Here is a 12,354-nt window from a genome sequence, read left to right on the forward strand (position 1 = left end):
GCGGGAAACCGGGCGGTACGGCTGAGGCATCCCTCACGGTAGCCGGAGGTTGACAGCCCGAAGCTCTCAAAGCCCGTGTGAGCCTCTTGGAGCCCCTTCCCGTATATGGGGAGTCGGCGGGAGGCGGTTGAGGGCGGCACATGCGGACTCAGCTACCGGCAAACCCCCATTCGTGTCGCCGGTACCGGTAGACTGGTGGACAATCCCGCGACTCTCGCGGGACTCGTCGATTAGATACCGAAAGACGCAGCCGGTCCCGCAGTGACGGAGAGCGGCTTGTGCTGTGCCAGAAAGGGCGCTTCGTGGCCGATTCCGGCAACCCCAACGAGAACCTTCCGTCCACTGCTGCCGGTGGGAACGGCGAGGTCACCGCCTCGTACGACGCCAGCGCGATCACCGTCCTCGAGGGTCTGGACGCGGTCCGCAAGCGCCCCGGCATGTACATCGGCTCGACCGGTGAGCGTGGACTCCACCACCTCGTCCAAGAGGTCGTCGACAACTCCGTCGACGAGGCCATGGCCGGCCACGCCGACAGCATCGACGTCACGATCCTCGCCGACGGCGGCGTACGCGTCGTCGACAACGGCCGCGGCATCCCGGTGGGCATCCACCCCGTCGAGAAGAAGCCGGCCGTCGAGGTCGTGCTCACCGTGCTGCACGCGGGCGGCAAGTTCGGCGGCGGCGGCTATGCCGTCTCCGGCGGTCTGCACGGCGTTGGTGTCTCCGTGGTGAACGCGCTGTCCTACAAGCTCGCCGTCGAGATCAGGACGGACGGCTACCGCTGGACGCAGGAGTACAAGTCGGGCGTCCCCACGGCCCCGCTGGCCAAGCACGAAGAAGTGTCCGACTCCGGCACCGCGGTCACCTTCTGGGCCGATCCGGACGTCTTCGAGACCACCGAGTACTCCTTCGAGACGCTCTCGCGCCGCTTCCAGGAGATGGCCTTCCTCAACAAGGGCCTGACCCTGACGCTGACGGACGAGCGCGAGTCCGCGAAGGCGACCGTCGGCGCGGACGACCCGGACGCGGCGGCGGTGGAGGAGCACCCGGCCCGGACCGTGAAGTACTTCTACGAGGGCGGCATCGTCGACTTCGTGAAGTACCTCAACTCCCGCAAGGGCGAGCTCGTCCACCCCACCGTCATCGCCGTCGAGGCCGAGGACAAGGAGCGGATGATCTCGGTCGAGATCGCGATGCAGTGGAACTCGCAGTACACCGAGGGTGTGTACTCGTTCGCGAACACCATCCACACGCATGAGGGCGGTACGCACGAGGAGGGCTTCCGCGCTGCGCTGACGGGTCTCGTCAACCGGTACGCGCGCGACAAGAAGCTGCTGCGCGAGAAGGACGACAACCTCACGGGCGAGGACATCCGCGAGGGTCTGACGGCGATCATCTCCGTGAAGCTGGGCGAGCCGCAGTTCGAGGGCCAGACCAAGACCAAGCTGGGCAACACGGAGGCGAAGACCTTCGTCCAGAAGGTCGTACACGAGCACCTCAACGACTGGTTCGACCGCAACCCCAATGAGGCCACGGACATCATCCGCAAGTCGATCCAGGCGGCCACCGCCCGGGTCGCGGCCCGCAAGGCGCGCGATCTGACGCGCCGCAAGGGCCTGCTGGAGTCGGCGTCGCTGCCGGGCAAGCTCAGCGACTGCCAGTCGAACGACCCCACCCAGTGCGAGATCTTCATCGTCGAGGGTGACTCCGCCGGCGGCTCGGCCAAGTCCGGCCGCAACCCGATGTACCAGGCGATCCTGCCGATCCGAGGCAAGATCCTGAACGTCGAGAAGGCGCGGATCGACAAGATCCTGCAGAACACCGAGGTCCAGGCGCTGATCTCGGCCTTCGGCACCGGTGTGCACGAGGACTTCGACATCGAGAAGCTCCGCTATCACAAGATCATCCTGATGGCGGACGCCGACGTCGACGGCCAGCACATCAACACGCTGCTGCTGACGTTCCTGTTCCGCTTCATGCGGCCGCTGGTCGAGGCCGGGCATGTGTACCTGTCCCGTCCGCCGCTCTACAAGATCAAGTGGGGCCGGGACGACTTCGAGTACGCCTACTCGGACCGCGAGCGCGACGCGCTCGTCGAGCTCGGCAAGCAGAACGGCAAGCGGATCAAGGAAGACTCGATCCAGCGCTTCAAGGGTCTCGGCGAGATGAACGCCGAGGAACTGCGCATCACCACCATGGACCAGGACCACCGGGTGCTCGGCCAGGTCACGCTGGACGACGCGGCGCAGGCGGACGACCTGTTCTCGGTGCTGATGGGCGAAGACGTGGAGGCGCGGCGCTCGTTCATCCAGCGCAACGCCAAGGACGTCCGCTTCCTCGACATCTGAGTCGGTCTCAGCTGACCGCACGAAAGGACTGAAGACCAGCAATGGCCGACGAGAACACCCCCGTCACGACCGAAGAAGAAGAGCCTGTAGCCCTGCGTGTCGAGCCCGTCGGGCTCGAGACCGAGATGCAGCGGTCGTACCTCGACTACGCGATGTCCGTCATCGTGTCGCGTGCCCTGCCCGACGTGCGGGACGGTCTCAAGCCCGTCCACCGCCGCGTGCTCTACGCGATGTACGACGGCGGGTACCGGCCCGAGAAGGGCTTCTACAAGTGCGCCCGCGTCGTCGGTGACGTCATGGGCACGTACCACCCGCACGGCGACTCGTCCATCTACGACGCCCTGGTCCGCCTGGCCCAGCCGTGGTCGATGCGTATGCCGCTGGTGGACTCCAACGGCAACTTCGGCTCTCCGGGCAACGACCCGGCCGCGGCCATGCGGTACACCGAGTGCAAGATGATGCCGCTGTCCATGGAGATGCTCCGGGACATCGACGAGGAGACCGTCGACTTCCAGGACAACTACGACGGCCGCAACCAGGAGCCGACGGTCCTGCCGGCGCGCTTCCCCAACCTGCTGGTCAACGGCTCGGCGGGCATCGCGGTCGGTATGGCGACCAACATCCCGCCGCACAACCTGCGCGAGGTCGCCTCCGGTGCCCAGTGGGCACTGGAGCACCCCGAGGCCACCCACGAGGAGCTCCTCGACGCGCTGATCGAGCGCATCAAGGGCCCCGACTTCCCGACCGGCGCCCTCGTCGTCGGCCGCAAGGGCATCGAGGAGGCGTACCGCACCGGACGCGGCTCCATCACGATGCGTGCGGTCGTCGAGGTCGAGGAGATCCAGAACCGCCAGTGCCTGGTGGTCACGGAGCTTCCGTACCAGGTCAACCCGGACAACCTGGCCCAGAAGATCGCCGACCTCGTCAAGGACGGCAAGATCGGCGGCATCGCCGACGTACGGGACGAGACCTCGTCCCGTACCGGACAGCGCCTGGTCATCGTCCTCAAGCGTGAAGCGGTCGCCAAGGTCGTCCTCAACAACCTCTACAAGCACACCGACCTCCAGACGAACTTCGGCGCCAACATGCTGGCGCTCGTCGACGGCGTGCCGCGCACGCTCTCGCTGGACGCGTTCATCCGCCACTGGGTGACGCACCAGATCGAGGTCATCGTCCGGCGCACGAAATTCCGCCTGCGCAAGGCGGAGGAGCGGGCGCACATCCTGCGCGGTCTGCTCAAGGCGCTGGACGCGATCGACGAGGTCATCGCCCTGATCCGGCGCAGCGACACCGTCGAGATCGCGCGCGAGGGCCTGATGGGCCTGCTGGAGATCGACGAGATCCAGGCCAACGCCATCCTCGAGATGCAGCTGCGCCGGCTCGCCGCTCTGGAGCGCCAGAAGATCGTCGCCGAGCACGACGAACTCCAGGCGAAGATCAACGAGTACAACGCGATCCTCGCCTCCGAGGCCCGTCAGCGCCAGATCGTCAGCGAGGAACTGGCCGCGCTCGTCGAGAAGTTCGGCGACGACCGCCGCTCCAAGCTGGTGCCCTTCGACGGCGACATGTCCATGGAGGACCTGATCGCCGAGGAGGACATCGTCGTCACCATCACGCGTGGCGGCTATGTGAAGCGTACGAAGACCGACGACTACCGCTCGCAGAAGCGCGGTGGCAAGGGCGTGCGCGGCACGAAGCTGAAGGAAGACGACATCGTCGACCACTTCTTCGTCTCCACCACGCACCACTGGCTGCTGTTCTTCACCAACAAGGGCCGGGTCTACCGGGCCAAGGCCTACGAGCTGCCGGACGCCGGCCGGGACGCGCGCGGTCAGCACGTCGCCAACCTGCTGGCCTTCCAGCCGGACGAGCAGATCGCCGAGATCCTGGCGATCCGCGACTACGAGGCCGTGCCGTACCTGGTGCTCGCCACCAAGGCCGGTCTGGTGAAGAAGACGTCGCTGAAGGACTACGACTCCCCGCGCGCGGGCGGTGTCATCGCGATCAACCTGCGGGAGACCGAGAGCGGCGCCGACGACGAACTGATCGGCGCGGAGCTGGTGTCCGCCGAGGACGATCTGCTGCTCATCAGCAAGAAGGCGCAGTCGATCCGGTTCACCGCGACGGACGAGGCGCTCCGCCCGATGGGGCGCGCGACCTCCGGCGTGAAGGGCATGAGTTTCCGTGAGGGCGACGAACTGCTCTCGATGAATGTCGTCCGGCCCGGTACGTTCGTGTTCACCGCAACCGACGGCGGGTACGCGAAGCGGACCCCCGTCGACGAGTACCGCGTCCAGGGCCGCGGCGGCCTCGGTATCAAGGCAGCCAAGATCGTCGAGGACCGCGGATCGCTCGTGGGCGCGCTGGTGGTCGAGGAGACCGACGAGATCCTCGCCATCACGCTCGGCGGCGGTGTGATTCGTACGCGAGTCAACGAAGTCAGGGAGACGGGCCGTGACACCATGGGCGTCCAACTGATCAACCTGGGCAAGCGCGATGCCGTGGTGGGCATCGCTCGTAACGCCGAGGCAGGTCGCGAGGCCGAAGAGGTCGACGGGACCGAAGCGGGCGACGAAGAGTCGGCCGAGTCGGCAGTCGAGGGCACTCCGTCCTCGGCAGGGGAGCACGAGGAGTAGAGCGTGAGTGGAGCCACGGGTGCCGGAGCGTCCGATTCTGGAGCGAATGGTGCCCGTGGCCCTGCCGCGGACTCCCAGGGGGCCACAGTGACGGACACCCGGGGGCCTCAGCCCCCTTACGAGATGTTTGGCGGCGAGCAGCCTGCTCAGCAGCAGGCCGGGCAGCCGTACCACCCGCCGCAGGCGTATCCCTCGCCGGGCGGCACCCACGGCGGGGCGCAGCCCGCGTCGGCGGTGCGCCGGCCGAAGACCGGTGCCCGCACGACGCCGCGGACGCGCAAGGCGCGACTGCGGGTGGCGAAGGCCGATCCGTGGTCGGTGATGAAGGTCAGCTTCCTGCTCTCCATCGCGCTCGGCATCTGCACCGTGGTCGCCTCCGCGGTGCTGTGGATGGTCATGGACGCCATGGGCGTCTTCTCGACGGTCGGCGGGACGATCAGCGAGGCCACGGGCTCCAACGAGAGCAACGGCTTCGATCTCCAGTCGTTCCTGTCGCTGCCGCGCGTGCTGATCTTCACCTCGGTCATCGCGGTGATCGATGTGGTGCTCGCCACAGCGCTGGCGACCCTGGGAGCCTTCATCTACAACCTCTCCGCCGGGTTTGTGGGCGGTGTGGAGCTCACGCTCGCCGAGGACGAGTAGCGCCGCAGCGGGGTCCGCGGATTCCGATTTTGGCGCTGCCCCGCGTGTGCGCTAATCTTCAGAGGTCAGCGCGCAGCGCGGAGGGGCTATAGCTCAGTTGGTTAGAGCGCATCCCTGATAAGGATGAGGCCACAGGTTCAAATCCTGTTAGCCCCACCAGTGCAAAGGCCCCCAGCCGATCAAGGTTGGGGGCCTTTGACATCTCCGGATGACATCAGCCGATGAGCGGACCTCCCAGAAGGTCGGCCGGCAATGCCGCCGCTTCCCGCTGATCTTCATCCACACCGTGTGTACAGCTGTCCATGGTCATGCTGAGCTGGCTGTGCCGCAGGATCGCCTGAGCCACCTTGGGGCGGACCTTGAGGAAGGCGAGCAGGGTCCCACAGGCGTGCCGGGCCGGCCGGACCGTGATCCGACGCAGACCGGCCCGCTTGATCGGACCATCGAAGGTGCGCGAGAAGCCGCGGCTCTCGATCATCCCGCCGTGTCGCTGCGAGAAGATCAGGTCTTCGCCGGGAGCCTGCTGCCAGGCATCACCGGCGATCTTCCGCGCCAGGGCTTACAGGTGCCGCCGTTACTCGAGGCGCGCCCGCACAGAGCGTGGGCAGCGGCAGCACGGACTGAGACGACTCGGTCTTGAGGTCCTTCAGCACCAGACCGCTGTCATCGCGCTGGACCTGCTTGACCGGGGTGAACTGCCGGCGGTCGAAGTCGATGATTCCCGCCAACGCAGGCCGAGGGCCTCACTCCGCCGGAGGCCGAGGACTGGGTCATGAAGTCCTCGGTGGCATTACGGCATGTCATGGCCCGAGGATGCCTGCCGTCCTCGAGGTCCGCTGGCCCTTTCACCGTCAAGCGACCTTCCGGGCCGTCGCGGGCCCTGGGAAGGGCGCTCAACAATGACCAACACCGACAGCCGTCGACGGCTCAGCCGCAGGTCACAACGTTGGTCGTCGCGCTCCACCTGGAGGCTGGGTTTGGGGAGAAGCATGCGCGTCCACGATGCCGCCAGAGGGTGTGTGACGGCTGTGTCGCCTCGAACGCTGAAGGAAGTGCGCAAACTCATCGCCTGACGCACGGGAGCCCATGCTCAGCTCGGATGACTGAAACACAGTGGAACCCCGTGTGACTGCTGGCAGTTGGCCCCTCATGCACCCGCCGTGTCGTACATCCGGCCGGTGGGTCCTCTTCTTCACTTTGGGAGATTCATGCGCAGACGCGCAATCTTTGCTGTGCTCGCCGCCACCACGCTGGGTGGGTTCATCAGCCCTGCCGCGTACGCAGACGAAACCGTCGGTGACATCCAGATCACCAATGTCTCCGTCAATGGCGGCAAGAACATCGCTGTCGGTCTCTCCGACACGACGGTCACGGTTTCGGTGACCGCCGCCGACCCCTCGGGCATCTGGGACGCCGACTTCCACCTGTGGCGCGGAACCGATCCCCACAACCCCGAGAGCTACATCGGGCCGAATGAGGACACCACGCCCGCGGACTGTGTGGCTTCCAGTGCGACCACCTCCACCTGTTCGAAGACCTTCACCTTCGAACCGGACTGGTGGCTCACCAACGCCGACGCCGGGACCTGGAAGGTGGGAGTCGAGGTATGGGCCAACGACGACAGTTGGACCCGGCGGGATGCCTACGCGACCACCCGCCTGCAACGGTTCTCCAAGCTGACCGTCAACGCTTCACCGGAACCGGTAGCCAGCGGCAAGACGCTCACGGTCACCGGCAAGCTCACCCGGGCAAACTGGGATACCGGCACCTACGCGGGCTACACCGCGCAGCCGGTCAAGCTCCAGTTCCGTAAAGCGGGCACCAGCACCTATGCCACCATCAAGACGGTGAACACCTCCAGTACGGGTGACCTGAAAACTACGACCACCGCGTCCGCGGACGGCTACTGGCGCTGGAGCTTTGCCGGCACCTCGACCACCCCGGCCGTTTCGGCGGCAGGCGACTACGTCGACGTGCAATAGCAACCGAGACAACCGCGTCCCGTTCGGTGCTCGCCTGTGAATGATCGCTGCTCTTACTCGCTGCCCCGACAGATGGTCGAACGCATGGCAGATGTCTGACGTCAGGCGGCTGACACCAACAGTGGCGGACGAGTGCGGATCGGGAGGGACCTCCACGACCACTCCGAAGCCTCTCGGCTGCCCCGTTGCAGATATTCGGATCCGCGATGATCGACCTGACAAGGTTGAGGCCACAGGGTTCAAATCCTGTGAGCCCCATGGTGACGATCGGCCCGGACGGAGTTTTCTCCGTCCGGGCCGATCGCTTGTGTACGGCCACAGTTGAGGCGGGGCCCGGGTTCCGCCGGGACGCATGTAGGTAACCGATCGGTATCGGTCGGTGTGTATAGTCGGGCGCCAGAGGTCCTCATACGTCAAGGAAAGACGAGGTCGCGCGGTGAAGAAGCTTCTCCTGGTCGCACTGGCCGCCATCGGCGGGCTCCTCGTGTACCGCCAGATCCAGGCGGATCGCGCCGAGCAGGATCTGTGGACGGAGGCGACCGACTCCGTGCCCGCAGGTTCGGGTGTGTGAGACGCAGCGTCTTTGGATCATGAGCCCCGGTCGCGGAAGCGGCCGGGGCTTCGTGCTGTCCAGGGCCGCCTCGGTCGGGGGGCGGGTGACTGCGCGCTGTTGCCGGACCGTGACGCAATCCCCTTGAGTTCACCTCCGCAAATCATTACCTTGCGAGAGCAAACTCGCGGGTGCGGAGGGGGAGGACCGTGACAGCACGACAGCGCTGCCGCGCGGCCGCGGTGACGATCGGCGCGGCACCGCTCGCCCTGGTGGCAGGGCCGCTGCCGGCGGCGGGCGCGGCGGAACCGGCGAGGTGGGAGGCCAGGGTGCCGGGTACGGACGGCGGTATTGGGCTGGTGATGGTGCTGGACTCCTCCGGCTCCATGGCCGACGACGACGGCACCGGCCGCACCCGGATGGAGGCGCGCGCATCGCCGCGGGAACGGCCGTCGACGCGCTCCCGGCGGGCCATCCGACCAGCCTGCGCGTCTACGGGGCACAGGCTCGCCAAGGAGGGCGTGGGGCTACGGATCGACACCGTCGGCTTCCAGGAGCCCGTCGCGGCACGGGAGCAGCTGGAGTGCATCGCCCGTGCCGGGAAAGGCCGTTACTGCGACGCTCCCGACGCTGCCGCCCTCGCCCGCCAGCCGCCCGGCTGTCTGCGGACGGCTACCGCTTCGACGGCGAGCATGTCACCGGCACGGCGACGCGCGACCCGGCTCCGGTGCTGCACCCCGGCAGGTACCTGGACACCATCGGCCCCGGTGAACAGCGGTACTACGCCGCCGGCCCGTGCGCCCCTCGGGGGCGGTACGGGGGAGTTCAGCCGGCAGGCCCTCTGCAACGGCCGTCCGGCGGTGCTGGAGATGGGCACGGTGCCGGTCGCCTGGACCAACCGCCATGAGACCCACCCCCATGTCGTCCCCGTGCACACGACGGGCGGGTTCTGCATCGCCGGGACGCTCGGCGCGAAGGCCGCGGAGATCGCCGAGAACCCGCAGCTCGGTGTGGTCCTCCGGGTGGCCGTTCTCGGCGACCGGCTGTCCGGGCCGCAGCACGACGCCCCCGTGTCGGCAGGCGGCGCGGGCGAACAGGGGGACAAGAAGGGTGATTCGCCCGGGCGCGCAGACAGCGCGGCCGCCGGCGGGGCAGGATGGTCCGGCGCCGCGATCGCCGCGATCGCCGCGGCGGCAGGCGGGGGCACGCCGTCCTGATCGCGGCGGTGGTATGCGTCCCGCTCCGGCGCAGGACCGCGGCGCCCGCCGGCTCGGCCGGCGACGCCGGTCACGGGCTCGTCGGACTCATCGACCACAGGGAGAAACGCGTGAAGAGGCAGCGCGGCAGGGGCCGGGTGACACTGGCCGCGATGGCGGCGATGTGTGCCGTGGCGGTGCTGCCGGGGCAGGCATGGGCGGCGGGCGAGCCCAACCCGTACACGTTCGACGACGAGGCGAAGCCCGTCCAGGGCACGCCCGTCAACAGCAATGGCCCTGAGTTGACGGACGGTTCGACATACAAGGACGCCATCAAGCCGGGCGAGAAGCGCTACTACCGGATCGACCTGGACGCCACGTCCGACGCGTACGTCTCGGCGGTGGCCGTCCCCAAGCTGGGGACCAAGGTCGACTACGCCGACAAGCTCGAGGTCAGCATCGAGGACCGGTCGGGCACCGAGTGCGGCGACGGCGAGGCCAGGTTCGGATCGGCGGCGTACGCCCGTCCGGTCGCCGACTACGCGAGCCGGCGGATCGAGAAGGACAAGAGCAGTTGCCAGGAGGCGGGCGCGTACTACGTCCTCCTGGAGCGCACGAGCGAGGCGACCTCGACGCCCGAGCCGTGGGACGTGGAGATCCGTTTCCTGTCCGAGCCGGGGCTGAAGAAGGCCGCGACCACGGCCCCGCCGGAGGTGTGGCCGTCCGCCTCCCCCGCGGTGCCGGGCGGCGGCCCCCGAAAGCGTGCGGGAGGTACGAGCTTCCACGAGGCCACCAGTATCGAACAGGGCGAGTGGCAGGACGAGATCGCGCCCGGCCGGACGCTCTTCTATCGGGTGCCGGTCGACTGGGGGCAGCAGCTGTTCGTCAGCGCCGATCTCGGCAGCAGCCTTTCGGGTGACGGGCTCAAGAGTGTCGGCAACGCCATGGCGGTGGCCCTGCACAACCCGGCGCGCGGGCTCGTGGACGAGGCCTCCGGCGTCTACTACGACGGCAAGCAGAAGTCCCTGGCCCTGGACCCGCTGCCGCCGGTCGCCTACGAGAACCGCTACGACTCCGACGCCGCCTCGGCCGCGATGCGGTTCGCCGGCTGGTACTACCTCTCGGTCACGCTGAGCCCGGAGATGGCCGAGGCGTTCAGCGAGAAGCCGCTGCCGCTGACATTGCGGGTGAACGTGACCGGGCAGGCCGAACCGGCGCCCTCCTACCGCGGTCCGGCGGGCGACTTCCAGGTCACCGAGGACGACCGGGCCGCGGCCGACAGCGGCAAGAACGCCGACGCCGCGGCGCAGAGCACCACGATGGCGTTGGTCGCCGCGGTGGGCATCGGCGCGGGGACCGTCCTGGTGCTGGGGCTCGGTGCATGGACGCTGCTCGCACGGCGGGGGGGCGGGGTCCCGGACGGCCCAGCCGTCCTCCCGGCACAGGCGCAGGCACAGGGACACGTCCAGGCGGCGCAGCAGGTACAGGACGGAGCGGCGGCTGCGTACGGGCCGGCGCCCGGGTACGGATACCCGCCCGCGCAGGGACAGCCCCCGCAGGGGCAGCCGGGCCAGGGCTACGGGTACGGGCAGTACGGCCCGCCGCCCGGCCGGTAGGCGCCGGCCGCAGCGCACCGGCTGCGCGGGCTCAGGTCTGGGTCAGCGCCCAGATGCCCACGGCGAAGCACAGCAGCGCGACGATCAGCACCGGGACCGCGACCTTCGGGGGCGGTCCCGGCCGCTTCTGCGCGGCGGCGGAGTGCGGGACCCCGGCAACCTGCGCGCCGTGACCGGGAGCCTGCGATTGCTGGGCGGTGTAGGCACGGGTGGCAGGCTGCTGGTACTGCACCGGGGCGGTGAGGGCCTGGTGAGGCTGGACCGCGGGCGCCTGATGGGGGGAGTCGGGATGCGCCGGTACGGGAGCGGGCGCGGCGGCGGGCGCCGGGCTCGGCGTGGACTCCGACTGCACGGGCATCGCAGGCGGAGTGGCGGGCTGCGCCGTGTGCGGCAGCTGAGCGGACGGCTGCTGCGGCGGCGGGGCCAGGTGGAAGCTGCCCGTCGGAGAGGCCGGGGCAGGCTGTGGAGCGGGGGCGGCGGGCGTTTCCCGGACCGGCTCAGGACCCGCAGGACCGAATCCCGCGGGCAGGGGACCGAGCTGGTCGAAGATCTCGACCGGCTCCTCGTCGGCCGTGGGCTCAGGGAGCATCTCCACGGCCGCGGTGAGCGCCTTCCGCGCGCCCGTGGCCGTGCGGAAACGGGCTTGCGGATCCGGCTGCAGCAGGCCGGCTAGCACCTGCCACAGCGGCTCGGGAATGCCCTGCGGAGCGCTCGGGGTGCCGTAGGCGGCGAAGTGCTCGATCAGCGCCTGGGAGTCCGGCTTCCTGCCCTGCAGGAGATACAGCCCGACAAGACCGACCGCGAACAGGTCAGCGGTGAAGTCCGGCTCCGCGCCCATCATCTGCTCGGGCGCGAAGTAACCGGGCGTCCCCACCACGTAGTTGGTCTCGGTCAGACGCGGCTCGCCCTTGCGCATGGAGATGCCGAAGTCGGAGACCCGCAGGTGTGGGCGGCCGGTTCCGGTGGCCTCCATCAGGATGTTGGCCGGCTTGATGTCGCGGTGCACGACCCCCTCCGCGTGCACCGCGGCCAAACCGGACAGCAGCTGATCGAGCAGGGTGCACACGAAGCGCGGCGGCAGCGGCCCGTAGTCGCCGATGACATGCGCCAGCGATCCGCCGCTCACCAGGTCCATCGTGAACAGGACCTTGTCGTCGTCCGCGGCCCAGCTGGCCGGGGCGAGGACATGCGGATGATCGATGCGCAGCGCCTGCTCGCGGACGAAGCGCAGCAGGGTGTGGGCATCGCTCTGCTGCAGCACCTTCGCCGCCACATAGCGGCGGCGCCGGTGGTCCCAGGCGCGCCAGACCGCGCCGACACCGCCGCGTCCGATCGGATCGATCAGTTCGTACCGACCAGCGAAGACCTCACCCATTGTGCTGCG

General features: G+C 68.6%; 10 protein-coding genes and 1 tRNA gene. 8 read left to right on the top strand and 3 right to left on the bottom strand.

Annotated features, from left to right (window positions below; genetic code table 11):
- Positions 1–278 precede the first annotated feature (278 nt).
- The 4 genes from gyrB (at position 279) to J7E88_RS18500 (ending at position 5,785) form a co-directional block, all read left to right on the top strand.
- Positions 279–2,348, top strand: coding sequence for a DNA topoisomerase (ATP-hydrolyzing) subunit B (gyrB, locus tag J7E88_RS18485; RefSeq protein WP_308307536.1), 2,070 nt, complete (start codon positions 279–281; stop codon positions 2,346–2,348).
- A 41-nt stretch (positions 2,349–2,389) separates the two neighbouring features.
- Positions 2,390–4,984, top strand: a complete 2,595-nt coding sequence (gene gyrA, locus J7E88_RS18490) for a DNA gyrase subunit A (protein ID WP_215182418.1) — start codon at positions 2,390–2,392, stop codon at positions 4,982–4,984.
- 87 nt (positions 4,985–5,071) lie between these two features.
- Positions 5,072–5,626 (top strand): DUF3566 domain-containing protein, encoded by a 555-nt coding sequence (locus J7E88_RS18495; RefSeq protein ID WP_215182420.1) that lies wholly within the window; start codon positions 5,072–5,074, stop codon positions 5,624–5,626.
- Between the two features lie 82 nt (positions 5,627–5,708).
- A tRNA-Ile gene (locus J7E88_RS18500) sits at positions 5,709–5,785 on the top strand.
- A 55-nt stretch (positions 5,786–5,840) separates the two neighbouring features.
- On the opposite strand, the gene J7E88_RS35990 is transcribed toward J7E88_RS18500, so the two are convergent.
- Together J7E88_RS35990 and J7E88_RS35995 are read right to left on the bottom strand one after the other, a co-directional pair.
- Positions 5,841–6,182, bottom strand: a complete 342-nt coding sequence (locus tag J7E88_RS35990) for a tyrosine-type recombinase/integrase (RefSeq protein ID WP_308307542.1) — start codon at positions 6,180–6,182, stop codon at positions 5,841–5,843.
- Positions 6,160–6,354 (bottom strand): hypothetical protein, encoded by a 195-nt coding sequence (locus J7E88_RS35995; protein ID WP_251022823.1) that lies wholly within the window; start codon positions 6,352–6,354, stop codon positions 6,160–6,162. The genes J7E88_RS35990 and J7E88_RS35995 overlap by 23 nt, the downstream gene beginning before the upstream one ends.
- A gap of 480 nt (positions 6,355–6,834) precedes the next feature.
- Between J7E88_RS35995 and J7E88_RS18510 the strand changes: the two genes are divergently transcribed.
- The 4 genes from J7E88_RS18510 to J7E88_RS18525 all read left to right on the top strand — a co-directional run bounded on the left by J7E88_RS18510 (position 6,835) and on the right by J7E88_RS18525 (position 10,970).
- A complete protein-coding gene (locus tag J7E88_RS18510; RefSeq protein WP_215182422.1) occupies positions 6,835–7,608 on the top strand; it encodes a calcium-binding protein in 774 nt (257 codons plus the stop codon).
- Between the two features lie 436 nt (positions 7,609–8,044).
- Positions 8,045–8,179 (top strand): DLW-39 family protein, encoded by a 135-nt coding sequence (locus J7E88_RS18515; RefSeq protein ID WP_003958712.1) that lies wholly within the window; start codon positions 8,045–8,047, stop codon positions 8,177–8,179.
- Between the two features lie 188 nt (positions 8,180–8,367).
- The gene (locus J7E88_RS18520) at positions 8,368–9,375 is read left to right on the top strand and encodes a hypothetical protein (RefSeq protein ID WP_251022824.1); all 1,008 of its coding nucleotides are present in this window, start codon (positions 8,368–8,370) and stop codon (positions 9,373–9,375) included.
- Between the two features lie 110 nt (positions 9,376–9,485).
- Positions 9,486–10,970 (top strand): hypothetical protein, encoded by a 1,485-nt coding sequence (locus J7E88_RS18525; protein ID WP_215182560.1) that lies wholly within the window; start codon positions 9,486–9,488, stop codon positions 10,968–10,970.
- A gap of 31 nt (positions 10,971–11,001) precedes the next feature.
- Here J7E88_RS18525 and J7E88_RS18530 read toward each other — a convergent pair whose 3' ends face one another.
- Entirely contained in the window at positions 11,002–12,345 is a 1,344-nt protein-coding gene (locus J7E88_RS18530; RefSeq protein WP_215182424.1) for a serine/threonine-protein kinase, read from the bottom strand.
- Between the last annotated feature and the right edge of the window lie 9 nt (positions 12,346–12,354).

The sequence above is a fragment of the Streptomyces sp. ISL-10 genome (genome assembly GCF_018614575.1).
Taxonomy (GTDB): Bacteria; Actinomycetota; Actinomycetes; order Streptomycetales; family Streptomycetaceae; genus Streptomyces.

Bases quoted from the DNA above. Each gene is read 5' to 3' on its own strand.
- gyrA (WP_215182418.1), top strand. From the start codon at position 2,390: ATGGCCGACGAGAACACCCCCGTCACGACCGAAGAAGAAGAGCCTGTA.
- J7E88_RS18510 (WP_215182422.1), top strand. From the start codon at position 6,835: ATGCGCAGACGCGCAATCTTTGCTGTGCTCGCCGCCACCACGCTGGGT.
- J7E88_RS18530 (WP_215182424.1), bottom strand. From the start codon at position 12,345: ATGGGTGAGGTCTTCGCTGGTCGGTACGAACTGATCGATCCGATCGGA.